The 24,331-nt window shown below is 69.5% G+C and carries 21 protein-coding genes; 12 read left to right on the plus strand and 9 right to left on the minus strand.

Translation table 11 applies throughout. The features are described 5' to 3' along the window. Window positions 1–23: 23 nt before the first annotated feature. Window positions 24–2,246: a copper-transporting P-type ATPase gene (locus tag ACFWQC_RS08990; RefSeq protein ID WP_378676069.1), complete on the minus strand. Its 2,223-nt coding sequence runs from the start codon at window positions 2,244–2,246 to the stop codon at window positions 24–26. A 113-nt stretch (window positions 2,247–2,359) separates the two neighbouring features. On the opposite strand from ACFWQC_RS08990, the gene ACFWQC_RS08995 reads away from it, so the two are divergent. The 3 genes from ACFWQC_RS08995 (at window position 2,360) to ACFWQC_RS09005 (ending at window position 5,169) form a co-directional block, all read left to right on the plus strand. Further along, the gene (locus ACFWQC_RS08995; RefSeq protein ID WP_378676072.1) at window positions 2,360–2,527 is read left to right on the plus strand and encodes a hypothetical protein; all 168 of its coding nucleotides are present in this window, start codon (window positions 2,360–2,362) and stop codon (window positions 2,525–2,527) included. Continuing rightward, window positions 2,524–4,014: a multicopper oxidase domain-containing protein gene (locus tag ACFWQC_RS09000; RefSeq protein ID WP_378676074.1), complete on the plus strand. Its 1,491-nt coding sequence runs from the start codon at window positions 2,524–2,526 to the stop codon at window positions 4,012–4,014. Before ACFWQC_RS08995 ends, ACFWQC_RS09000 begins: the two co-directional genes overlap by 4 nt. A 96-nt stretch (window positions 4,015–4,110) precedes the next feature. Further along, window positions 4,111–5,169: an alcohol dehydrogenase catalytic domain-containing protein gene (locus ACFWQC_RS09005; protein ID WP_378676076.1), complete on the plus strand. Its 1,059-nt coding sequence runs from the start codon at window positions 4,111–4,113 to the stop codon at window positions 5,167–5,169. 4 nt (window positions 5,170–5,173) lie between these two features. Here ACFWQC_RS09005 and ACFWQC_RS09010 read toward each other — a convergent pair whose 3' ends face one another. From ACFWQC_RS09010 to ACFWQC_RS09025, 4 genes are all read right to left on the minus strand, one after another. Then, window positions 5,174–6,940 (minus strand): GAF domain-containing protein, encoded by a 1,767-nt coding sequence (locus ACFWQC_RS09010; RefSeq protein WP_378676078.1) that lies wholly within the window; start codon window positions 6,938–6,940, stop codon window positions 5,174–5,176. Between the two features lie 27 nt (window positions 6,941–6,967). Continuing rightward, window positions 6,968–7,636 (minus strand): response regulator, encoded by a 669-nt coding sequence (locus tag ACFWQC_RS09015; protein WP_378676080.1) that lies wholly within the window; start codon window positions 7,634–7,636, stop codon window positions 6,968–6,970. 96 nt (window positions 7,637–7,732) lie between these two features. Then, window positions 7,733–7,930, minus strand: coding sequence for a hypothetical protein (locus ACFWQC_RS09020; protein ID WP_378676082.1), 198 nt, complete (start codon window positions 7,928–7,930; stop codon window positions 7,733–7,735). After that, window positions 7,927–8,676, minus strand: coding sequence for a DUF4389 domain-containing protein (locus ACFWQC_RS09025; RefSeq protein WP_378676084.1), 750 nt, complete (start codon window positions 8,674–8,676; stop codon window positions 7,927–7,929). The genes ACFWQC_RS09020 and ACFWQC_RS09025 overlap by 4 nt, the downstream gene beginning before the upstream one ends. Before the next feature lie 154 nt (window positions 8,677–8,830). Between ACFWQC_RS09025 and ACFWQC_RS09030 the strand changes: the two genes are divergently transcribed. Both ACFWQC_RS09030 and ACFWQC_RS09035 read left to right on the plus strand, forming a co-directional pair. After that, window positions 8,831–9,352, plus strand: coding sequence for a flavodoxin family protein (locus ACFWQC_RS09030; RefSeq protein WP_378676261.1), 522 nt, complete (start codon window positions 8,831–8,833; stop codon window positions 9,350–9,352). Window position 9,353: 1 nt separating this feature from the next. After that, entirely contained in the window at window positions 9,354–10,337 is a 984-nt protein-coding gene (locus ACFWQC_RS09035; protein WP_378676087.1) for an Acg family FMN-binding oxidoreductase, read from the plus strand. Window position 10,338: 1 nt separating this feature from the next. Here the strand turns inward: ACFWQC_RS09035 and ACFWQC_RS09040 are convergent, their stop codons facing one another. Further along, window positions 10,339–11,547 (minus strand): universal stress protein, encoded by a 1,209-nt coding sequence (locus ACFWQC_RS09040; protein WP_378676090.1) that lies wholly within the window; start codon window positions 11,545–11,547, stop codon window positions 10,339–10,341. A gap of 3 nt (window positions 11,548–11,550) precedes the next feature. Continuing rightward, on the minus strand, window positions 11,551–11,973 hold the full coding sequence (locus ACFWQC_RS09045) for an Hsp20/alpha crystallin family protein (RefSeq protein WP_378676092.1): 423 nt from the start codon (window positions 11,971–11,973) through the stop codon (window positions 11,551–11,553). Between the two features lie 178 nt (window positions 11,974–12,151). Here ACFWQC_RS09045 and ACFWQC_RS09050 point away from each other — a divergent pair, with 178 nt between their 5' ends. The 7 genes from ACFWQC_RS09050 to ACFWQC_RS09080 all read left to right on the plus strand — a co-directional run bounded on the left by ACFWQC_RS09050 (window position 12,152) and on the right by ACFWQC_RS09080 (window position 22,309). Next, window positions 12,152–13,156 carry a 1-phosphofructokinase family hexose kinase gene (locus tag ACFWQC_RS09050; RefSeq protein ID WP_378676094.1) on the plus strand — a complete coding sequence of 335 codons (1,005 nt, stop codon included), beginning with the start codon at window positions 12,152–12,154 and terminating at the stop codon, window positions 13,154–13,156. Further along, complete coding sequence (locus ACFWQC_RS09055; RefSeq protein WP_378676096.1) at window positions 13,117–16,776, plus strand: nitrate reductase subunit alpha; 3,660 nt, start codon at window positions 13,117–13,119, stop codon at window positions 16,774–16,776. Before ACFWQC_RS09050 ends, ACFWQC_RS09055 begins: the two co-directional genes overlap by 40 nt. 22 nt (window positions 16,777–16,798) lie before the next feature. Continuing rightward, on the plus strand, window positions 16,799–18,463 hold the full coding sequence (gene narH, locus ACFWQC_RS09060) for a nitrate reductase subunit beta (RefSeq protein ID WP_378676099.1): 1,665 nt from the start codon (window positions 16,799–16,801) through the stop codon (window positions 18,461–18,463). Then, window positions 18,460–19,104 (plus strand): nitrate reductase molybdenum cofactor assembly chaperone, encoded by a 645-nt coding sequence (gene narJ, locus ACFWQC_RS09065; protein ID WP_378676101.1) that lies wholly within the window; start codon window positions 18,460–18,462, stop codon window positions 19,102–19,104. Before narH ends, narJ begins: the two co-directional genes overlap by 4 nt. Continuing rightward, window positions 19,104–19,850 carry a respiratory nitrate reductase subunit gamma gene (narI, locus tag ACFWQC_RS09070; protein WP_378676104.1) on the plus strand — a complete coding sequence of 249 codons (747 nt, stop codon included), beginning with the start codon at window positions 19,104–19,106 and terminating at the stop codon, window positions 19,848–19,850. The genes narJ and narI overlap by 1 nt, the downstream gene beginning before the upstream one ends. A 9-nt stretch (window positions 19,851–19,859) precedes the next feature. Next, window positions 19,860–21,074, plus strand: a complete 1,215-nt coding sequence (locus tag ACFWQC_RS09075; RefSeq protein WP_378676107.1) for a nitrate/nitrite transporter — start codon at window positions 19,860–19,862, stop codon at window positions 21,072–21,074. A gap of 179 nt (window positions 21,075–21,253) precedes the next feature. Then, window positions 21,254–22,309, plus strand: coding sequence for a DUF2157 domain-containing protein (locus ACFWQC_RS09080; RefSeq protein WP_378676109.1), 1,056 nt, complete (start codon window positions 21,254–21,256; stop codon window positions 22,307–22,309). Between the two features lie 44 nt (window positions 22,310–22,353). On the opposite strand, the gene ACFWQC_RS09085 is transcribed toward ACFWQC_RS09080, so the two are convergent. Together ACFWQC_RS09085 and adhP are read right to left on the minus strand one after the other, a co-directional pair. Further along, on the minus strand, window positions 22,354–23,124 hold the full coding sequence (locus ACFWQC_RS09085; protein ID WP_378676112.1) for a DUF4118 domain-containing protein: 771 nt from the start codon (window positions 23,122–23,124) through the stop codon (window positions 22,354–22,356). A 119-nt stretch (window positions 23,125–23,243) separates the two neighbouring features. Beyond that, window positions 23,244–24,260, minus strand: coding sequence for an alcohol dehydrogenase AdhP (gene adhP / locus ACFWQC_RS09090; RefSeq protein ID WP_378676115.1), 1,017 nt, complete (start codon window positions 24,258–24,260; stop codon window positions 23,244–23,246). Window positions 24,261–24,331 lie beyond the last annotated feature (71 nt).

Raw genomic sequence — 24,331 nt, forward strand, 5'->3', positions numbered from 1 at the left:
GCGGGCAGCGTGGTCGGGTGGTCTCAGCCGAGGCGCTGGGTGCGCAGGCGCAGGGCGTTGGTGATCACGCTGACCGAGGAGAGCGCCATCGCCGCCGCGGCGATGATCGGCGAGAGCAGCAGGCCCGTGAACGGGTAGAGAACGCCCGCCGCGATCGGGATCCCAGCGACGTTGTAGACGAACGCGAAGACCAGGTTCTGCCGGATGTTGCGCATCGTCCTGGCGGAGAGACGTCGGGCTCGGGCGATCCCCATCAGGTCGCCGTTGAGCAGGGTGACCCCGGCCGACTCCAGGGCCACATCGGTGCCCGAGCTCATCGCCAGCCCGACGTCGGCGGCGGCCAGCGCCGGTGCGTCGTTGACACCGTCGCCGGCCATCGCGACGACCTTGCCCTCGGCCTGGATGCGTTGGACGACCTCGGCCTTGCGGTCCGGGAGCACACCGGCCTCGACGTGCTCGATCCCCAGCATGCGGGCCACGGCCTCGGCGGTCGTACGGTTGTCGCCGGTCAGCATGACGACCTCCACACCCTGGCTCGCGAGATCGGCGACCGCGGCGGGCGTGGTCTCCTTGACCGGATCGGCGATCGCCAGGACGGCGGCCACCGTCTCGTCGACGGCGAGGAAGATGGCGGTCGCGCCCTGAGCGCGGAGCTGCTCGGCCGACACGGCGAGCGGACCGGCGTCGACGTGCTCGCCGGCCAGGAAGTCGGAGCTTCCGAGCCGGATCGTGCGGCCCTCGACGGTTCCGACCACGCCACGTCCGACGGGTGAGTCGAAGTCGGTCACCTCCGGCAGGGTCAGGTCGCGGGCCTTCGCGGCCTCGACGATCGCTCGGGCCAGGGGATGCTCGGAGGCACGCTCGACCGCGGCCGCGAGGCGCAGCAGCTCCTCGATCGAGGGACCACCCGGATCGGCGACCTCGACGGCGGTGACGGCCGGCCGGCCCTCGGTGAGGGTGCCGGTCTTGTCGACCACCACGACCTCGACCTTCTCCATCCGCTCCAGCGCCTCTGCGTTCTTGATGAGGACACCGCGCTCGGCGCCACGGCCGACACCCACCTTGATGCTGATCGGGGTGGCCAGCCCCAGCGCGCAGGGACAGGCGATGATGAGGACGGCGACGGCTGCGATCATGCCGTGGGCGAACCTCGGGTCCGGTCCCACCAGGAACCACACCACGAACGCCAGCAGTGCGATCCCGATCACCGCCGGTACGAAGATCCCGGCGACTCGGTCGGCGGTGCGCTGGATCGGGGCACGGGAGCGCTGAGCCTCGGCCACCAGGGCGACGATGCGCGACAGCACCGTGTCGGTGCCGACTCGCTGGGCCTCGATCAGCAGCGCTCCTGTGGTGTTGATGGTGCCTCCGATCACCACGTCCCCGGCCGCCTTGGTCACCGGCATCGACTCGCCGGTGACCAGCGACTCGTCCAGCGCCGAGCGCCCCTCGAGGACCCTGCCGTCCACGGGGACCTTCTCGCCCGGGCGTACCCGCAGCCGGTCGCCGATCTGGACCTCGTCGAGCCCGATCTCCTCGTCGGTGCCGTCGGCGCGCACCCGGCGTGCTGTCTTCGGCGCCAGGTCGAGCAGCGCACGGATGGCGCCGGAGGTCTGCTCCCGTGCCCGCAGCTCCAGCACCTGCCCCACCAGCACCAGCACGGTGATGACTGCCGCCGCTTCGAAGTACACATCGACCGCACCACTGGCCATCCCGTCGCCCATGTCCTTGCGGAACGAGGCCGGGAAGATGCCGGGCGCGACCGTGGCGACGACGCTGTAGAGCCATGCCACACCGGTGCCCATCGCGATCAGGGTGAACATGTTGAGGCTCCGGGTCCGGACCGAGGCCCAGCCACGGACGAAGAACGGCCAGCCGCACCACAGCACCACGGGCGTCGCCAGCACGAGCTGGATCCAGTTCGAGGTCTGTGGCGGGACCAGGTCCCCGAGGGCCGAGATGAGGTGGCCCCCCATCTCCAGCACGACCACCGGCACGCTGAGCACGACACCGATCCACAGCCGTCGTGTCATGTCCCGCAGCTCCGCGCTCGGACCGGCGTCCAGGCTCACCGTGACCGGCTCCAGGGCCATCCCGCAGATCGGGCACGCTCCCGGACCGGGTCGCCGGATCTCTGGATGCATCGGGCAGGTCCACTCCGACGCCTCGGCGGACGTCCGCTTCGAAGGTGCCGCGGCGGCGACCGGCGTCGAGGCCCCGGCAGTTCCGTGCTCGTGGCTGCTCATGGACCCATGCTCGCGCAACACCGACCGCCGGTCGAGCCATCCGCTGCTCGCGTCGCCAACCTTCGTCAAACCTTCATGGGACCTCACGGAGACCTCAAGAACCAAAGGGCACGATGGAACTCGTGATGGGAATGGGCGGTATGTGGCTGTGGATGGGCCTCGGCCTGATCGGGCTGTGGGCGCTGGTCGCGATCGCGATCGTCTGGGTCATCGGTCCCCGACGTACCGACGCCGCGTCACGGCCGGCCGCTGACCCCACAGGCGAAGGACACCAACGATGAATGTGTCCAGGCGCACCCTGCTGCGCGGCAGCCTCGCCGTCGCCGGCGGAGGCCTCCTCGCGGCCTGCTCCGGCAGACCCGGCGGGAGCGGGATCGTCGTGCCCACGTCGACGCCGCTGGTGCCGAGGTCCGGTCAGAGCGTGGTCACCAAGGCCCTGACCGCACGGCCGGTCACCCTCGATCTCGGTGGACCCACCGTCTCCACCTGGGCGTACGACGACGTCCTGCCCGGTCCTCTCGTGCGGGCGACCGCGGGCGACCTGGTGCGGATCACCGTCGACAACCAGCTGCCGGTCGAGACGAGCGTCCACTGGCACGGGATCGCCCTGCACAATGCCGCCGACGGCGTACCCGGCCTCACCCAGAAAGCCGTGACCAGCGGGCAGCGATTCACGTACGAGTTCATCGCCCCCGACCCCGGCACGTACTTCTACCATCCGCATGTCGGCGTGCAGCTCGACCGTGGCCTCTACGCACCGCTCATCATCGACGACCCCAACGAACCGGGCGCCTACGACGCGGACTGGATCGTCGTCCTCGACGACTGGATCGACGGGACTGGCACCACCCCCGACGACGTGCTCGCCGACCTCATGGCACCGGGTCAGTCCTCGGGTGGCATGCACATGGGTGGGATGGACGGCATGGGTGGCATGGGTGGCATGGGTGGCATGGGTGGCATGGGTGGCGGCTCACCGTTCGGGGACGCCGGCGACGTCACCTACCCACACTTTCTGATCAACGGTCGTGTCGGCGCCGCGCCTGACGTGCTGCGGGCCAAGCCCGGCCAGCGGGTCCGGATCCGGGTCATCAACGCCGCGGCAGACACCATCTTCGCCGTCGCGTTGGGCGATCACCGGATGACCGTCACCCACACCGACGGGTTCGCCGTCCAGCAGCAGGAGGCAGGTGCCTTCTACATCGGCATGGGTGAGCGGTACGACGTCGTCGTGACCCTGGCCGACGGCGTCTTCCCGCTCGTGGCCAAGCCGATCGGCAAGGATGGCGCCGCTCTCGCCGTGGTCCGCACCGGCCCGGGCCAGATCCCGACCCCGGCGCGTGCCGCAGAGATCCGGGAGCTGACGGGTCCCGTGCTCCTCGGCTCCGGTCTACGGCCCGCCGACTCCGCGCGCCTTCCGGACAAGGACATCGGCCAGAGCGTCGACCTCGCCCTCAGCGGGCAGATGAGCACCTACGAATGGGCGATCAACGGAGCGCCGTACGGCAAGAACGAGCCGATCGCGATCGAGTCCGGCAAGCGGGTCTCGATGCAGATGATCAACATGACGATGATGACCCACCCCGTGCATCTGCACGGGCACACGTTCGCGCTGGCCAACGGCCTACGCAAGGACACCGTCCTGCTCACGCCCATGCAACGGATGGTCGTCGAGCTCGAGGCCGACAACCCGGGCAACTGGGCCGCGCACTGCCACAACATCTACCACGCCGAGGCGGGGATGATGGCCGCCCTCGTCTACCAGTAGCAGGGACCAAGGCCCTCTCACCGGTGGCCGATGACCACTCCTGCACGCGCCCGGTCGGGCAGAGGATCGACGCAGACGCGACCTCAGGAGGGAACCATGAAAGCGCTCGTATACGACGGCCCGGGATCCCGGAAGTGGACCGACGTCCCCGACCCGGTCATCGCCGACGCGGAGGACGCGGTCGTCCGCGTCGACGCCGTCACGATCTGCGGCACCGACCTGCACATCCTCAAGGGCGACGTACCGAGCGTGGCCCCCGGCACGGTGCTCGGCCACGAGGCCGTCGGCGTGGTCGAGCAGACCGGTCCGGGGGTACGTGACTTCGCACCGGGCGACCGCGTGCTCATCTCCTGCATCAGCAGCTGCGGACGCTGCCGCTACTGCCGGACGGGAAGCTACGGCCGGTGCACCGGGGGCGGCGGCTGGGTGCTCGGTCACCTGATCGACGGCACCCAGGCCGAGCGTGTGCGGGTGCCGTACGCCGACCACTCGATGCACCACCTGCCGCACGAGGTCGACGACGAGACCGCCGTGCTGCTCGCCGACATCCTGCCGACCTCCTACGAGGTCGGGGTGCGCAACGGGCAGGTCAGCCCCGGCGACACCGTCCTGATCGTCGGTGCCGGCCCGATCGGTCTGGCCGCGATCGCGACCGCCAAGCTCTACAGCCCGCTGCGGATCGTCGTCGTCGAGCCGGGTGAGACCCGGCGCAAGAGCGCCGAGGTCTACGGCGCCGACGTGATCCTGTCCGATGCCGAGGAGGCACGCGCCTGGGTCCGCGACAACACGCCCGACGGCGTCGACGTCGCCATCGAGGCGGTCGGTGTCCCGGAGACCTTCGAGCTGTGCGCCGAGCTGGTCCGTCCGTGCGGCCATGTGGCGAACGTCGGTGTCCACGGTCGCAGCGCGGTGCTCAGTCTCGAGGCGCTGTGGGACCGCGACGTCACGATCACCACCGGACTGGTCGACACCAGCTCGACGCCGATGCTCCTGTCGATGCTGGCCGCGGGGCGGATCACGCTCCCCGATCTGGTGACCCACCGGTTCGGGCTGGGTGAGATCCAGGAGGCGTACGACGTCTTCGCCGACGCCAAGGACACCGGAGCGATGAAGGTGGTGCTGCTCGGCGACGAGGCGGATCTCACCGGTCAGTGACCGGTCAGCCCAGCGGCACCGACCACTCCACCACGGTCCCCTTCGGCGTCGCCGGCTCGACCGTGCACCGACCGCCGTGGGCCTCGGCGCGGCGGCGCATGTTCGTCAGCCCGCTCTCGACCGCGTCGGCGGGGACCCCGCGGCCGTCGTCGCGCACCCGAAGCACGAGATCGGACCCTGCTGACAGGGACACCTCCACCTCGGTCGCGTGTGCGTGGCGGACGGTGTTCGACAGTGCCTCACCGAGGACCGCCACGACTTCCTGGGTGATCTCCGGCGTCGCCCGCAGCCGAACCGGGCCGTCGAAGACGAGCGCCGGGCGGAACTTGAGGGACTCCGCTGCCCGGTTCACCAGGTCGGTGACCTGGGACTGGATGTCGCCGCTGTGGTCGGGGGTGCCGAGCTCGAAGACCGCGCGTCGCAGGTCGCGGATGGTGTCGTCGATGTCGTCGACCGCCTGGTCCAGACGGCCGCGCAGCTTCGGGTTGTCGGCCAGGTTGAGGCCACCTTGGAGACGTAGTCCGATGACGAAGAGGCGTTGGATCACGATGTCGTGCAGGTCGCGGCCGATCCGGTCGCGGTCGTCGTAGACCGCCAGCCGCTGGCGCTCTTCGCGGCTCTGGGCCAACCGGATCGCCACAGCCACCTGGCCGGCGAACGCGTCGGCGACGGCCAGGTCGACGTCCTGGGCCTGCTCGGCGTTCTCGCGGCGCCAGGCCAACGCAAGCGCTCCCACGGCGTTTATCTCCTCGGACGGGTCGGTGCGCCCCAGCGGCATGAGCACGCCCGGGCCGATGCCGCTCAGGTCGATGACCGCTGCCGCACTTCCTCCCTTGGCAGCGCCCCCGACATCCTCGACGATCATCGGTACGCCGTCTCTGATCGCCTGGCCCGCGACAGACTCACGCAGCGGTGCGCGTTTCAGCACCTCGACGTCGACGGCGGCACCGGAGACCACCTCCACCCGCAGGCGGTCGGCCGCCGGGCCGGTCACGATCCAAGCGACGTCGGCGCCGGCGACCTCGCGGGCCCGGTCGGCCACGAGCTCGAGAGCGGAGGCGCGGTCGATGTCGCCCATCAGCTCGCTGGTGATCTCGGCACGTGCGTCGAGCCAACGCCCACGACGGGCGGCCTCCTCGGCCAGCAGGGCGTTCTCGATCGCGACGCCGGCGGCCGCGGCCAGCGCGACCACGATGTTCTCGTCCTGGGCGGTGAATTCGTCGCCGTCTGTCTTCTCGGTGAGGTAGAGGTTGCCGAACACCTTCTCCCCGATGCGTACGGGCACACCGAGGAAGGAGCCCATCGGCGGATGGTTCGGGGGGAAACCATAGGACGACTTGTGGTCGGTGATGTCGCGCAGCCGGAGCGGCTCAGGGTGGTCGATCAGCAGACCGAGCAGACCATGCCCGTTGGGCAGATCGCCGATGAGGATCTGCTCCTCCGCGGTCAACCCCTGGGTGATGAACAGGCGCAGTCGGCGTTCACCGGCGCCGGCCAGGACCCCGAGCGCGGCATATCTCGCCCCTGCCAGCGCCTTGGACACCTCGACGATGCGGTTCAGCAGGTCGTCGATCGAGAGTCCGGCGCCCATCGTCACGATGGCGTCGAGCAGCAACCGCCAGCGCACCTGCTCGTCCCGGGCGTCGGTGACCCTGTCAAGCACTTCGGTCAGCAGCTCGTCGAGCGGTGTGCTGCGCAGCGTTGTCTCGGGCGTCGTGTCGGAACCACGACGTTGCCGGGCAGGCGTACGTCCCACTTCGACCCTCCCCATCGCAGGAGTTGTACGCCCCCCAACGTATCAACCCTGCAAGGTCTTGGTCACCAGAATCGCAGCTTGGGTCCGGCTCTCCAGTCCCAGCTTGGCAAGCAGGGAGGAGACGTAGTTCTTGACCGTCTTCTCCGCGAGGTGCATCTCCTTGCCGATCTGCCGGTTCGTCAGCCCCTCGCCGATGAGCTCCAGGATCCGGCGCTCGTGGTCGGTCAGGTGCTCGAAGGCCGAGTTGGACTTCGGCCCGGTGCGGATCCGCTCGAGGACCTGTGCGGTGACCGCGGGGTCCAGCATCGACTTGCCCGCGGCCACCTGGCGAACGGTCTCGACGAGGTCGGCGCTGCGCACCTGCTTGAGCAGGTAGCCGGATGCGCCGGCCATGATCGCGGAGAACAGCGCGTCGTCGTCGTCGAACGAGGTCAGGATCAGCGCGGCGATGCTCGGGTCGACCGAGCGGACGTCGCGGCACACGTCGATGCCGGATCCGTCCGGAAGCCGGCCATCGAGGATGGCGACATGGGGCCGCAGCGCCGGGATCCGGCGCCGGGCCTCGTCGGCGAGGCCCGACTCGCCCACGACGACGATGTCGTCCTCGTCCTCGAGGAGGTCCTTGATGCCCCGCCGGATCACCTCGTGGTCATCGAGCAGGAAGACCCGGATGGGTTCGGTTTCGCGCTCGGGCGCTGCTGATTCGGTCACCTGTTCAATCTACGACCGAGGACCGCCCCTGCCAATGCGCGTCGTGCCCGCAGGCCGAGGACCAAGGTCCCTAGACGCAGCCGCGTCCGTGCGGCCTCAGCCGAGCGCATCGAAGCCCTCATAGACCATGAACGCCGGCCAGAAGATGCCCTCGACGAGGGCCCAGACGTGGCCCCAGAATCCGTCCTCCTGCTGCCAGAACCAGACCCAGGCGCCGATGACGCCGAGCCCGTAGAGCGCGTTCCCGACATGGGCGCTCACCGCCGCGCCACCGCTGCGGTCGCCCGCGCTCACGGCTGACCCGTTCCGACGGGGCTGGGCGCGGGCTCGGGCGCCACCGCCTCACCCGACGGCATCGACGGCTCCGGCGGGACCAGTCCGACCGGTTCGCTCCCACCCTGGTCGAGCCGGAACGGCGGGTAGGTGTCGGTCATCAGGAAGACGTACGCCGCGACCCGAACCGCCCACCGGTCGATACCGAGGACCAGGTCGAAGATGCCCTGGGGGTAGCGACGCCCGAACAGCATCACCACGCCGGCGAAGAGGACCAGCAGTCCGACGATCCCACTCCCCCAGGACCAGGCGATCGTGTCGGTCCCCTGGGTCGCGTACAGGCCGCTACCCAGGAAGAAGGCGAGGATCAGCATGTGCGGGATCGCCAGCAACCACGACTTCACCAGCACCAGGCCGCGCGAGAGCTGCTCGGGGTAGGCGATGTGGAGGCGGGCCGGGTAGTCGGGCACGTCCTCGAGCGTGAACGGCGGATAGGCGTCCGTGCCGAGCGCGGCATAGCCGTAGTAGTCCACCCGCCAGGTCCAGCGCATCACGCCGAGGTTGAAGTCGAAGATCGCGCGCGGGTAGCGACCGGTGAACAGGATGGCGAACCAGGCGATCACGGTGAGTACGGCGAAGGCGATCCAGAGAAAGAGCAGGATGACGTAGTGCGGGATCAGCAACAGCCACTTGACCAGCCACAGCGCGCGGCTGATCCCGGAGTCGAGGCGTCCCTCCAGCACGACCGGGGAATCGAATGTGTTCATGTCTCCACCCTCCGCGCAGTACGGGCCAACGGCATCGGACCAAGGTCCTCGGGTCGGGGACGTGCGCCACTGCCCGCGCGAACCGACGCGGCCGGAGGGTGGTGACACTGGCAGGACGCGGAGGGCGCGGCGCCAGAGGAAGGACGTGAGCAAGATGCGAGCAGCAGTCGTGTACGAGTCGATGTTCGGCAACACCGCCACGATCGCCACCGCGGTCGCCAACGGACTCCGGAATGCCGGCGTCGAGGTCAAGATGATCCCGGTGGCACTTGCCGGCGATGACCTGCTTGGCGATCACGACCTCGTCGTGATCGGGGCGCCGACGCACGCGCTCGGGCTGAGCAGACCCAGCACCCGCGCCGATGCCGTCCTCCAGGGCGCTCCGGCCGAGGTCGAGGCCCGCGGCGTCCGGGAGTGGCTCGCGGATCTGACCGACGCTGAACCGAAATCGGTGCGAATCGCCACCTTCGACACCCGGGCCCGGGCGATGCGCCACCTCCCGGGATCGGCCGCCCGGCACGTGGCCCACCTGCTGCGCCGCCGCGGCTACGACGTACCCCCGGCGACGAGCTTCTACGTCTCCGGGGTCGAGGGACCCCTCGCTCACGACGAGGAGTCCCGCGCCAGCGACTGGGCGGCGGACCTCGGGCACCAGCTCATGCGGCAGGTGGCCTGAGATGTCGAGGCTCCCCAACGACGCCACCCTGCGCGCGATCCTGGAACTGGCCCGCCGCGCACCGTCGGTCCACAACACCCAACCATGGGCATGGGTCGTACGCGACACCATGCTGCTGCTGCGATCCGACCCGCACCGCAAGCTCGTCCACGCCGATCCGAACGAGCGCGACCTGGTGATGAGCTGCGGCGCCGCGTTGCACGAGCTCGTCGTGGCTGCTGCCGGCATGGGGTGGGAGTGCACTGTGCACCGCATCCCCGAAGGTGGCCGCACCGATCTCCTCGCCGTGGTGACCTTCGCACCTCGCGAGCCCGAGGTCGCCGACCTCGGCATGCTCGCGGCCATCGAGCAGCGTTTCACCGACCGGCGCCAGGTCTCGTCCTGGCCGGTGCCACGCCAGCGACTCGACCATCTCTCCCACCTCGTCCTCGACTATGGCGTGGTGGCAACCGTGATCCCTGACCACCTGCGTCCGATCGTCGTAGCCGCGCTGGAGACCTCCCGCGCCCACCAGGCCACCGACGAGGCGTACCTGGCCGAGCTCTATTCCTGGACACGGGGAGGCAGGGACGAGGGAATCCCGGAGTCCAGCCTCCTCGACGCCGACAGCGACCCGGCCTCCTACACCCGGTTCCCGCGCGGCACCCTCGCCGACGGGGACGACGATGCCGGGTCTCCGGCCGAGGAGTGGCTCGTCCTGGCGACCGCGTCGGACGACCCGGTCTCCTGGCTGCGCGCCGGCGAGGCCCTGGATGCGATGTGGCTCTCGTGCACGACGTCCGGGCTGGCGCTGGTGCCGTACACGCAGCCGATCGAGGTCGGCTCCACCCGGCGTACGCTGCAGCACGAACTGCTCGGCGACAACTCCTGCCCGCAGGTGCTGGTACGCATCGGCTGGCCGCAGCGCTACCACGCGCCGATGCCGCCGACACCGCGGCGAGCCCTGGACGACATGCTGCAGCACGAGAGTGCCGCCTCGTCGTGACCTACTGCTCGATCAGGTCGCCTATCGACTCAGGCACTGCATCGGCAGTGGCGTGCCAGCCGGTCGGGACGACCGCGACCGGGACGGTGGCACGATGCAGCAGCCGCCGGCTCACCGACCCCAGCGGCATCCGCCAGTGCCGGCCGTGACCGGGTCTGCCGACCACCAGCAGCGATGCGTTCTCGGTCAGGCCGAGGATGACCTCCACCGGAGGGCCCGTCGGAGTGCGCTGAGTCACCGGGACGTCCTGGTAGAGCGCCCGTAGCGGGGTCACCGCCGCATCCTGTCCGTCGGCGATGCGCTCCATCCACTCCTCCTCGCTCTCGAGGAGCATGCGCGTACCCGGCGCCACATCTGGCTGCCAGACCGAGACAGCGACGACCGGGAGGCCCTGTTCGTGCGCGTACGCCAGGGCGAACTCCACCGCCTCCAGATGCGGCTCGAGCGCGTCGATCGCCACGACCACGGGGCTCCCGGCGGCGGGAGGCGACCAGCCGGGCGGTGCGACCACGACCGGCACACTCGCGTTCTGTGCGATGGTGATGGCTGTCGCACCCACATAGGAGCCGCCGTCGCCCTCCTCATCGGCACGTCCGATGACAACCATCTCCCTGCCCAGCGACCGGGCGAGCAGGGCACTCTCCGAGCCGACCAGGACCGAGGACGTGACGTTCACGTCCGGGTGACCCTCGCGCACCTCCTCGACCAGATCGGCCATCTCGTCGTTCGCGTCGGAGACGGAGCCACGTAGCGTACGTTCCCACGCCGGACCGGCGTCGTCGACGACGTGACACAGCTCGATCCCGAGACCACTCGCCTCCGCGTGCGCCAACGACCACTGGACGGCTGAGGTGAAGCCGAGCGGCCGGTCGGTCCCGACGAGCATCCTCGGCACCGGCCGCCGCCCGCGGATGCGTCGTTCGGGCCCCTCGTTCGCCTCCGGACCCGGCCCGTCGACCCGTTGACGTGCGTCCCGGAGCAGCCCGACCGCGAGCTGCTCGAGGGCGCGACTAGTGGCGAGCTCCTCCCCCACGGCCAGGTCCTGACCGGGACACAGACCGGATTCCCCGGTACCGACCAATGCTGGTCGACCGCTCGCGTGGAGCCTCGCCTCGGCATGCACGGTGCCGTCCTCGCTGTCGAGGAACACGTCCACCGCCCACACCGTGCCGGCGTGGCGCTCCACCTCGGAGGGGGTCTGGGAGCTCACTGATCAGCTCCCGTCGTGCTCGATGGCGACCCGGGTGGCCTTCTGCTCCTCGCCGGCGTACGGCACCCGCACCTCCAGCACTCCCTTGACGTAGGTCGCCTTGATCTCCTCGGCCTTGGCCCCACGCGGCAGCGGAAGCGAACGCTCGAAGGACCCGTAGCGCAGCTCGCTCCGGTTACGGTCGTGCTCCTCCTCGCGGCGCTCGCCGTGGATCGTCAAGACATCGCCCGCGACATCGATCTGGATGTCCTTGTTCGGGTCCACACCGGGCATCTCGGCGCGCACGACGTAGTTCCCCTCCTCGACGAAGTCCTCGACGTTGATGTAGGGCGCCGACCCGAAGCTTCGCATCGCTGCCGACTCCGTCTCCAGCCAGCCCATCAGATCCGCGAACGGGTTGGTCGAGCGCTTGATAATCGTGCTCATCTGTCCTCCATGAGTTTTCGTGGGCACCCGTGCGGTGCCTCCGTCCTCAGTCTTGTTCCGGTCGACCCGGGGCTCACGAGACCTTGGTCATCTGTGCCGGGACCTCTGCCACCTGCCCCGTCGAACAGAGGGTGGTTGCCTGGGAGCGCAACCCAACTGCCCCGGAAGGGAGTCCGCGATGCTCGCCTCACCGGAGGTTGTGACCATCACCTTGAACCCGGCACTGGACGATTCCTTCTCGGTGCCGAGGCTCGTCCCGTGGAGCAAGATGCGGGGCAGTGCGCCTCGGTTCGATCCCGGCGGCGGCGGCATCAACGTGGCCCGGGTGCTGCACGTGCTCGGTGTCCCCACGCTGGCGGTCTTTCCGATGGCTGGCCACATCGGCCGAGCGCTGACCGAGCTGCTCGAGTTCGAGCGGCTTCCGTTCGAGGGGATCGAGGTCCCGGGCGAGACCCGGCTCAGTCATCACGTGACCGAGGTCGACACCGGACTGGAGTACCGCTTCGTGCTGCCCGGGACCCCACTCTCCCCCGTCGACCTGGACCACTGCCTGGAGGCGGTCGAGCGCGTGGGTCGCCATGCCGCGTACGTCGTCCTCAGCGGCAGTCTGCCGCCGGGCGTCTCCGCCGACATCGTCCCCCGAATCAGGTGTCTGAGCGATGCCATCAACGCCCGGCTCGTGGTCGACGCCTCCGGGGGCGCCCTCGAGCAAGCCCACGGGGCCTACCTGATCAAGCCGAGCGTGCGTGAGCTGGAGGACCACCTGGGGCGCGGTCTGGACTCCCTCGAGGAGCAGCTGGCGGGCGCCCGAGAACTGCTGGCCGCGACCGGGGCGGCGGTCGTCCTGCTGTCGCGCGGGCATCTCGGAGTGGCCCTGGTGACCCCGAAGGATACGCAGCTGCTTCCCGCCATGGGCGCCAACCTGGTCAGCGGTGTGGGCGCCGGCGACGCTCTTGTCGCCGGAACCGTCGCCGGGCTCGTGCACGGGTGGGAGCCGTCGCGGGCGACCCGGCTCGGCCTCGCCTGCAGCGCTGCCATGATCGAGACCGCGGGCACCTCGATCTTCTCCCGCGACGATCTCATCCCGTTCACCGATGACTTCCCCGATCACAGGGACGGGGGCATGTTCCAGGCCGAAAGTCCTTGTCCCGACGCGGCCGACCGGCGCAAGGTAAAGATGTGACCGACATCACGGGTACGGCGTCGCAGGCCCTGCTCGAGGCAGGGAGGTTCTTCACTCGCTGGGAGGAAAGCAAGGACGGGCGCGCGGTCTTCCGCCGGGGCGGCCGGAAGGGCGACGTGTTCTACCGGGACCGGTGGAGCCACGACAAGGTGGTCAGGTCGACCCACGGAGTCAACTGCACGGGCTCGTGCTCGTGGAAGGTGTACGTCAAGGACGGCATCATCACCTGGGAGACTCAGGAGACCGACTATCCGAGCGTCGGCCCGGACCGCCCCGAGTACGAGCCCCGCGGCTGCCCCCGGGGCGCCGCGTTCTCCTGGTACACCTACTCCCCCACGCGCGTGCGCTATCCCTACGCCCGCGGGGTGCTGGTCGACCTCTACCGCCAGGCACGGGCCGAGGGGAAGGACCCGGTCGACGCGTGGGCCTCGATCCAGGCCGACCCGGAGAAGCGGCGCAGCTACCAGCGCGCCCGTGGCAAGGGCGGCCTCGTGCGGGTCGGCAGGGACGAGGCGACCGAGATGGTCGCCGCCGCGCAGGTGCACACGATCAAGACCCACGGCCCCGACCGCAACATCGGCTTCTCCCCGATCCCGGCGATGTCGATGGTCTCCCACTGCGTCGGCACCCGCTACACCCAGCTGATCGGCGGGGTGATGACGAGCTTCTACGACTGGTACGCCGATCTGCCCGTGGCCAGCCCCCAGGTGTTCGGGGACCAGACCGACGTGCCCGAGTCCGGTGACTGGTGGGATGCGACGTACCTGATGATGTGGGGCTCGAACGTCCCGGTGACCCGGACGCCCGACGCTCACTGGATGGCCGAGGTGCGCTACCGCGGCACCAAGGTGGTGTCGGTCAGCCCCGACTACGCCGACAACACCAAGTTCGCCGACGAGTGGCTCCGCCCGCATGCGGGCACCGACGGGGCACTCGCGATGGCGATGGGCCACGTCATCCTGAAGGAGTTCTTCGTCGACGGAACCACCCCGTTCTTCGAGTCGTACGTGAGGACCTACACCGACCTGCCGCACCTGGTGCGTCTGGAAGAGCAGGACGGGGCGTACGTCCCGGGCCGGTTCCTCACCGCAACCGACCTCGGCGACGAGACGCCCGAGGCGCGATGGAAGACGGTGGTGCTGGACACCACCGGCGAGCCGGTCGTGCCGAACGGGTCGATGGGGTTCCGCTACGCCGACTCCGGTGTCGGCAGGTGGAACCTCGATCTCGATGGCATCACCCCGCTGCTCACGATGATCGGCGACGAGCCGGTCGAGGTGCTCCTGCCCGCGTTCACGCAGCCCGACGGCTCCGGCGAGGTGCTGCATCGCGGCGTACCTGCCCGCCGTGTCGGCGACCACCTGGTCACCACGGTGTTCGACCTCATGCTCGCCCAGTACGGCGTCGCCAGGGCGGGGCTGCCGGGCGAGTGGCCCAGCGGCTACGACGACGCGAGCGTGCCCTACACGCCGGCGTGGGCCGAGGAGGTGACCTCGGTGCCCGCCGAGAAGTGCGCGCGCATCGCCCGCGAGCTGGCCACGAACTCGGCGCAGTCGCAGGGCAGGTCGATGATCATCATGGGCGCCGGGATCTGCCAGTGGTTCCACGGCGACACGACCTACCGGTCGATTCTGGCGCTGCTGATCCTGACCGGCGCGATGGGCCGAAACGGCGGCGGCTGGGCGCACTACGTCGGACAGGAGAAGTGCCGGCCGATCACCGGCTGGATCTCGCTGGCCAACGCGCTGGACTGGTCGCGACCACCGCGCACGATGACCGGCACCTCGTTCTGGTACATGCACACCGGCCAGTGGCGCACCGACGGCTACTCGGCCGACTCCCTCGCCACACCTCTTGCGAAGGGTCATCTTCGCGGGCACACCGCCGACGTGATCGCACAGTCGGCCAAGCGCGGCTGGATGCCGTTCTACCCGCAGTTCGACCGCAACTCGCTCGACGTCGCCGACGAGGTGGTCGCGGCGGTCTCCTCGCCCGAGGAGATCCCGGCCCACGTCAACGCCGCCCTGGCCTCGGGCGACCTCAATGCCGCGATCGATGACGTCGACGCGCCCACCGCGTGGCCGCGCACGCTGATGCTCTGGCGATCGAACCTGCTCGGATCCTCCGCGAAGGGCAACGAGTACTTCCTGCGTACGCTGCTCGGCACGCACCACAACGTGCTCGGCACCGAGTCGCCCGAGACGCCGCGACCGCAGACGATCGCGTGGCACGAGGAGGCGCCGGAGGGGAAGCTGGACCTGCTGGTCAGCGCCGACTTCCGGATGACCTCGACGACGCTGCTCTCCGACGTCGTCTTCCCGGCGGCCACCTGGTACGAGAAGCACGACCTCTCCTCGACCGACATGCACCCCTTCGTGCACGCCTTCTCCCCGGCGATCGACCCGCCCTGGGAGGCGCGCACCGACTTCGAGCTCTTCCATGGGCTGGCCCAGAGGCTGTCCCAGCTTGCGGAGACACATCTGGGGGCCAGGTTGGACCTGGTCAGCGTGCCGTTGCAGCACGACACGCCGGGTGAGACGCCGCCCGACCCGTACGCCACCACACCACTGTTCCAGGTGGTGGAGCGTGACTACACCGCCATCGCGGACAAGCTGGCCAGCGTCGGGCCGCTGGCCGAGACGCTCGGGTTCACGGTGAAGAACGTGACCTATCGGGTGGCCGAGCAGACCGAACGGCTGGCGCAACAGCACGGCGTGATGCCGAGCGGGCCGGCGGCCGGGCGACCGGCGATCGATACCGACGAGCGGATGGCCGAGGCGATCCTGCTCCTGTCCGGCACCACCAACGGTGAGCTCGCGGTGCAGGGCTTCCGCGACCTGGAGGCCCGCGTCGGCAAGCCGCTCGCAGACCTGGCCGAGGGCTCGGAGGAGAAGCGGATCACCTTCGCGATGACGCAGTCGGCGCCGGTGCCCGTGATCACCAGCCCGGAGTGGTCGGGCTCGGAGACCGGCGGACGCCGGTACGCGCCGTTCACGGTCAACATCGAGCGGCTCAAGCCCTTCCACACCCTGACCGGGCGGATGCACTTCTATCTCGACCACGACTGGATCACAGACCTCGGGGAGGGGCTGCCGATCTACCGGCCGCCGCTCGACATGCACCGTCTCTTCGGCGAGCCCCGGCTCGGCGCGGACGGGTCGGCACAGGTCACGGTGAGGTATCTGACGCCGCACTCGAAGTGGTCGATCCACTCCGAGTACCAGGACAACCTGCTGATGCTGTCCCTCTCCCGGGGCGGCCCGACGGTGTGGATGTCCCCGCAGGACGCGGAGGCCATCGACGTACGCGACAACGACTGGGTGGAGGCCACCAACGCCAACGGGGTGCTGGTCGGGCGCGCGATCGTCTCCCACCGGATGCCGGAGGGGGTCGTCTACGTCCACCACGCCCAGGAGCGCACGATCGACGTACCACTGTCGGAGGCGACCGGGAGACGCGGCGGCATCCACAACTCCGTGACCCGGCTGCTGGTCAAGCCGACCCATCTGATCGGCGGCTACGCCCAGCTCTCCTACACGTTCAACTATCTCGGCCCGACCGGCAACCAGCGTGACCTGGTCTCGACCATCCGCAAACGATCGCAGGAGGTGGCCTACTGATGCCGCGGAGCGGAGCTACCCGATGAGACCGATGGCCCAGATGACGATGGTGATGAACCTCGACAAGTGCATCGGCTGCCACACCTGCTCGGTGACCTGCAAGCAGGCCTGGACCAACCGGGCCGGCACCGAGTACGTCTGGTTCAACAACGTCGAGACCCGGCCCGGTCAGGGCTACCCGCGCCGCTACGAGGACCAGGAGCGCTGGCGCGGCGGCTGGACCCTCAATCGCCGCGGCCGGCTCGAGCTCAAGGCCGGCGGCCGGATCAAGAAGCTGCTCACCATCTTCTCCTCACCGGTGCAGCCCGAGCTGGGCGACTACTACGAGCCGTGGACCTACGACTACGCGACCCTGATCGACGCTCCGCTCGGCGACGACTTCCCGGTCGCCCGACCGAAGTCCCTGATCACCGGCGAGAACACCAAGATCACCTGGTCGGCCAACTGGGACGACAACCTCGGTGGCTCCGCCGAGCACCTCGAGAAGGACCCGATCGTCGCCAAGCTCCGAGCCGAGTCGAACGCGAAGATCAAGGCGGAGCTGGAGCAGACCTTCATGTTCTACCTTCCCCGGATCTGCGAGCACTGCCTCAACCCCTCGTGCGTGGCCTCGTGTCCGTCGGGGGCGATCTACAAGCGCGCCGAGGACGGGATCGTGCTCGTCGACCAGGACCGCTGCCGCGGCTGGCGCCAGTGCATCACCGGCTGCCCGTACAAGAAGATCTACTTCAACCACAAGTCCGGCAAGGCCGAGAAGTGCACGATGTGCTACCCGCGGGTCGAGGTCGGTCTGCCGACCGTCTGCTCCGAGACCTGCGTGGGCCGGCTGCGCTACCTCGGGCTGGTCCTCTATGACGCCGACGCCGTCACCGCGGCCGCTTCGACGGAGGACGAGCAGGAGCTGTACGCCGCTCAGCTCGACGTGATCCTCGACCCCCACGACCCGTCTGTCCTGAAGGCCGCTCGGGAGCAGGGGATACCGGAGGACTGGCTCGACGCCGCGCGCCGTTCGCCGACCTACCGGCTGATCAAGGACTATCAGGTCGCATTGCCGCTGCACCCGGAGTACCGGACGATGCCGATGGTCTGGTACGTTCCGCCGCTCTCCCCCGTCGTCGATCTGCTGCGTGACCAGGGCCACGACGCCGAGGCCGCGGGCACGCTCTTCGGCGCGATCGAGGCGCTGCGGATCCCGGTGGAGTATCTGGCCGAGCTGTTCACTGCCGGCGACACCGAGGTGGTCACGGGGGTGCTCCGCAAGCTTGCGGCGATGCGGGCATACATGCGCGAGGTCACCCTCGGTCGCGAGCCGGACGAGTCGATCCCGGCATCGGTGGGGATGACCGAGGAGGAGGTCTATGAGATGTACCGCCTCCTCGGCATCGCCAAGTACGCCGAGCGCTACGTGATCCCGACCGCGCACGCCGAGCGCGCCCACGAGCTCGAGGAGATGGCCTGTTCGCTCGACTACGACGACGGCCCGGGAATGTATGAATCGGGTCCGCTCGGCGAGGCCTCCGGCCCGTTGACCCCCGTCTCCGTCGAGACCTTCCACGCGCTGCAACAGCGTCAGACCTCCGATGCCCCCGCCTCCGACAGCACGCTCCGCGGCCGCGTCAACCTGCTCAACTGGGACGGCCACGGACGTCCGGACGGCCTGTTCCCGCCGGCGAAGGAGGAAGCATGAGACGCGACTGGCGGGTGGTGCACCAGGTCGCCGCCTGGTGCCTGGGCTATCCCGACGGGGACCTGATCGCGAAGCTCCCACTGCTGCGCAGCGCCCTCGACGAGCAGCCCTCCTCGGAGCCGGTACGGCTGCTGCGCGGCTTCGTCGACACGCTCGCGAAGCAGGACCCCCATGCGCTGCAGCACGTCTACGTCGAGCTCTTCGATCTGCGCCGCCACCAGACCCTGCACCTCTCCTACTGGCGTGATGGCGACACCCGGCGTCGCGGTGAGTCGCTGGCGGGGTTCAAGGCCCGGTTGCGAGAGGGGTCGGCCAAGGGCGACTGGCTCGTCGACACCGGCGGCGAGCTGCCCGACCACCTGCCGATGGTGCTGGAGTACGCCGCGCTCGCCGACCCGGCCGGCGGGCGTGAGCTGCTGATCGAGAACCGCTCGGCGCTGGAGCTCATCCGGCTCGCCCTGACCGAGCGTGGCTCGGCGTACGCCGATGTGCTCGCCGCCGTCTGCGCGACCCTTCCGGGGCCGTCGGCGAAGGACCGACGCGAGGCTCTCGCCATGGCCCGGGCCGAGCCCCCGCAAGAGTCGGTCGGCATCGATCTGCCGTTCCCGACGAGTCCGGCGACGATGATGGGGGCTCGCTAGTGGACACCGCGTTGTGGGGCGTACTGCCCTATCTCGCCGTCGCGACGCTGATCGCGGGCACCGTCTGGCGCTACCGCTATGACCGGTTCGGCTGGACGACCCGCTCGTCTCAGCTCTACGAGTCGCGGCTGCTGCGGATCGGGTCGCCGCTGTTCCACTTCGGCATCCTCGTCGTTATCGTCGGACACGTCGGGGGGCTGCTGATCCCGAAGTCGTGGACAGAGGCGGTCGGCATCTCCGAGGGCTTCTACCACCTCAACGCGCTGCTCTGGGGAGCTATCGCGGGCGTCTGCACGCTCGCCGGCATCCTGCTGCTCGTCTACCGGCGGCGTACGACGGGTCCGGTCTTCATGGCCACCACCACCAACGACAAGGTGATGTACGTCGTGCTGGTGGCCGCGATCGTGCTCGGCCTGTGGACCACACTGGTCAGCATCGGGGCGGGGCACGATGCACACGACTACCGCGAGACGGTGTCGGTCTGGTTCCGCTCGCTGTTCATCCTGCAGCCCGACGTCGCGGCGATGGCGGCCGCGCCGGTGCAGTTCCACGTCCACGTACTGGTGGGTCTCCTGCTCTTCACCATGTGGCCGTTCACCCGGCTGGTGCACGCGTTCACCGCGCCGCTGCACTACCTGTTCCGGCCCTACATCGTCTACCGCAGCCGCGACGCGGCACCCACCCCACGCAGCCGCCCCGACCGGCCCGGCTGGTCACCGGTCGGCACCTCCGACCGGAAACGTTGAGGAGTCACGATGCAGCTGAAGAACCTGCTCCTGGCCACCTGGGCCTTCGCCATCTCGTTCTGGGCCTGGAACATGATCGCCCCGCTCGGCGTGACCTACACCGAGTCCCTGGGGCTCTCGGCCACCCAGAAGTCGGTGCTCGTGGCCACACCGGTGCTGGTCGGCTCCGTGGGCCGCATCCTCGCCGGTGCGCTGGCGGACCGATATGGCGCCCGGGTGATGTTCCCGGTGCTGATGCTGGCCGCGGCACCGTTCGTGATGCTGGTCGCGCTGGCGGGGACGCTGGACTCCTACGTACTCCTCCTCGTCTTCGGCTTCTTCCTCGGCATCGCCGGCACGACCTTCGCGGTGGGCATCCCGTTCGCGAACGCCTGGTACGAGAAGTCGCGGCGCGGCTTCGCCACCGGCGTCTTCGGCGCCGGCATGGGCGGCACGGCGCTGTCGGCCTTCTTCACCCCACGGTTCGTCTCCTGGTTCGGGTACGTCGGCACGCACGTGATCATCACCGCGGCCCTGGTCGCATCGGCGGTGCTGATCTGGTTCACCCTGCGTGACGCACCCTCGTGGCATCCCAACCACGACCCGGTCGTGCCCAAGCTGGTCGCCGCCGCGAAGCTGCCGGTCACCTGGCAGATGTCGTTCCTCTACGCGGTCGCCTTCGGCGGCTTCGTCGCGTTCTCGACCTATCTGCCCACCTTCCTCAAGGACGTGTACGCCTTCGACCTGACCGCCGCCGGCACCCGCACCGCCGGCTTCGCGGTCGCCGCGGTCGTCTGCCGCCCGCTCGGTGGCGTCCTCTCCGACCGGCTCGGACCCAAGCTCGTCACCGCGGCCGCGTTCGGCGGCGCCGCCGTGCTCGCGGTCGCGATGGCACTCCAGCCTCCGCTCGAGATCCCCGCCGGCATCGTCTTCGTGCTCATGGCCGCCTGCCTCGGTCTCGGCGCCGGCGCCGTCTTCACCTGGGTCGCCCTTCTCGCTCCGCCTGCTCGCGTCGGCTCCGTCACCGGCATCGTCGGCGCGGCCGGCGGCCTGGGCGGCTTCTTCCCGCCGCTCGTGCTCGGCGCCACCTACGACGAGGCCACCCACTCCTACACGATCGGCCTGCTGCTCCTCGTCGTCGTCGCCGCGGTGGCGGGCGCCTACACCCTCCTCGGCATCCGGAACCGTGATGCCGCACAAGACTCGGAAGACCGGCGGGTGCACGGCGCCGAGAACCCGCGATAACGGCGGAACCTGATGGCTTTGAGCCTCGTCTGCTGGGACCTTCGACACTGAGCGGAGCGATGCCTGCGGCAAAGACTGAAGTGGCCGAGAAAGGGGTACCCACCATGTCTCACCACGCTGGCACGCGACGTCTGACCGCTCACCCGACGCAGCCTCGGACCGGGACCTCGGAACCACCCGTGCCGCTGGCCCCGCTGCTCGCGACGTGGGTGGCCGATCAGCTCATCACCCGCGAGCAGGCCGACAGGATCCTGGCCCGCCGCAACGTTCTCGTCCAGGCACAACCTGCTGCCCAGGAACCCCCGCGCGAGCGTACGTCGCTCATCGTCGAGGCGCTCGGCTATCTCGGCGGTGTCATCATCCTCGTCGCCTCGATCCTGATCGCGTCGTTGTACTGGGACCAGGTCGGCACCTCGGCCAGGCTCGCCATAGTCGGCGGCGTCGCCGCCGTCCTGCTCGGCGCCGGGTTCGCCGTTCCCGAGCGGCTCGAGGAGGTCGGGCTTCGCCTTCGCTCGGTGTTGTGGCTGCTCTCGACCGGTGCGTTCGCCGGGTTCCTGGGCCTGCTCGGAGCAGACGCACTGAACATGGCGAGCAAGGACGTGTTCCTGTTGACCAGCGCAGGAGTCACGGCGTACGCCGCGGGCCTGTGGCTCCTCGGCCGTACGTTCGTCCAGCAGATGGTCATGATGGTGGGCTTCATGCTGACCGCTGCGGCACTCACCAACGAGCTCGGTGTCAACGACGAGCTCCCCGGGTTCGCCGTCTGGGGCGTCGCCCTGATCTGGCTGCTGCTCGGCTGGGGTGGCGTACTGGAGCCGGGGCGGTTCGTCATCGTGTACGGGGCTGCCGCGATGTTCATCGGTGCACTGACGACGATTCCGACCTATGCCGGCATCGGCCTGGCTCTCCTGACGTCAGCCGCCGTCGTCGCGGCCGCGATCCTGTTCCGCGACCTCCTGCTGCTCGCGGTCGGGGCGATCGGAACGCTGCTGGTGCTTCCGTCGGCCGTCATCGAGCTCTTCCCCGGCGACCTGGCAGCACCGATCGTCATGCTCGCCGTCGGCGCACTGCTCGTCGGCGCCGGCCTGTTCATCGCTCGCCGGCGGCACGCCGAGCCGCAGGCGGGGACGCCCGCCCACGACTTCTCCGTCGGTACACCCGCAGCCGCGATCACGGCCGCTGGCGTTGCCGGAGCGACCGTGACGGCGGTGATCGTGACACTGGCCGCGATCTGAGGCGTGGCACCCGCGCCTGCCACGCTCCGCCTCGGCCGGAGACTTCAGGGGGCCTCACCGTCGTGGACGGCGGCGACTTGGTCGGCCAGAAGGACGGCGACCTGACGTTCTTCGAGGGTCGGGTAGGTCATGTGCGAGGCCGCCGTGACCAGGAAGTGGCCGACGACGTGAGGACCCCGGCGGACCAGAACGGCGACGTACTCATCAAAGGGCAGGCCGACCCGGTCGACGTCGACAGGGTAGCCGTTGCGCGTCACGACACCGTCATGGTCCAGGACGGCGATGCGTGCGTCATGCACCGGCCCCTCGACGTATCGGCAACTGTCAGCGTCGAGCACGTGCGTGATATTTCGTGACACGACATCGACCACTGCACCGGCGTGCATGTCGCCTTCGGCGACTGCACGTGCCGCACTGAGGACTCCCTCGAGGTGGCCCAAGCGCCGGAACGCTCGCTGCTGCTGCCGATAACCCCACAGGGCGACCTCGGTCACCGCCAGGCTGATCAGCACGAGCAGAACGGTCGCTTCGATGTCGTCGGCATCGTCGATCGTGAAGCGCAGGTAGGGCTCGGTGAGGAAGAAGTCGAACCATGCCCCGGCCGAGACAGCGGCGAGGACGCCGGCCAGCCGGTCACCAGTGGCTGCGGCGGCGACCACCCATACGACGAGGACCAGGACCGAGGTTGCGTCGGTGACGTTGTCGCGGACCGTCGACAGGATCGCGCAGGTCAGCAACGGCGCCAGGACAGCCGCCGCCCGCACCGTCGGTCGCCACCAAGGCGCCCGCGGCCACTCCGAGATGCTGCTCGTCATGCCCCCAGTCTGCATCAGATCGGCATCGCGCGGGGCGGCCCAGGGGTCGAGAGCGACGCAACACCCACGCGGGACCTCGGCCCGCCCACACTCGACGCAGCCATGTCGGCCCTCCGATCTCAGAGCTCGAAGACCAGCCGTGCCGCGCTGCGCCCATGCAGGACGTCGTCGATCGACTCGTTGACCTCCTCGAGCTTGCGCGACTCCGCGATGACGCGCGTACGTCCCAATGCATGGAGGCGGAAGACCTCGGCGAGGTCTTCGCGGGTGCCGACGATGGAGCCGATGACGCTGATGCCGAAGAGCACGGTCTGGAAGATCGGCAGGTGCATCGGACCCTCGATTTCGGGAGGCAGTGCGACGCAGACCAGCCGGCCCCCGCGACGTAGCGACGCGAACGCCTGCTCGAACGACTTGGGGGTGACCGCGAGCGCCACCGCGACGTCGGCGCCACCGAGGTCCGCGATGGCCTGCACGGGATCGGTGGTGGCCGCGTTGACGGTGTGGTCGGCGCCCAGCTCGCGGGCCAGCTCGAGCTTCTCCTCGGTCAGGTCGACCGCGATGACCTCGGCGCCGACCAGACGGGCGTACTGCACGGCGAGGTGACCAAGACCGCCGATCCCGAAGATGGCGACCCTCTCCCCCGGCGTGACCTGGGCGACCTTGATCGCCTTGTAGGTCGTCACCCCGGCGCAGGTCAGCGGCGCCGCGTCGAACGACGACACCCCATCCGGGACGGCAACGACGTAGTCCGCGTCTGCCACGGCGTACTCGGCGAAGGCGCCGTCCACCGAGTAGCCGCTGTTCTGCTGCTCCTCGCAGAGCGTCTCCCAGCCACTGATGCAGTGGTCGCAGCGCCCGCATGCGTGGCCCAGCCAGGCGATCGCGACACGGTCACCGACCGCACGGTGCGCGACGCCCGCGCCGACGGCGGTGACGGTGCCGACCCCTTCGTGGCCGGGGACGAACGGTGGCGTCGGCTTGACCGGCCAGTCACCGTGGGCGGCGTGGATGTCGGTGTGACAGAGCCCGCAGGCCTCGAGACGGACGAGGACCTGGCCTGGACCCGGCTCGGGGATGGGACGCTCCTCGAGCTCCAGGGGTTGGTCGAAGCCGATGACAACTGCTGCCTTCATGTTGATTCTCCTTCGGGCTGACGGGGTTTCGACCGGCTCGAGACGGGGCCGGCACCTGACCTCCACTGCAC

Source organism: Nocardioides sp. NPDC058538, assembly GCF_042719275.1.
Taxonomy (GTDB): Bacteria; Actinomycetota; Actinomycetes; order Propionibacteriales; family Nocardioidaceae; genus Nocardioides.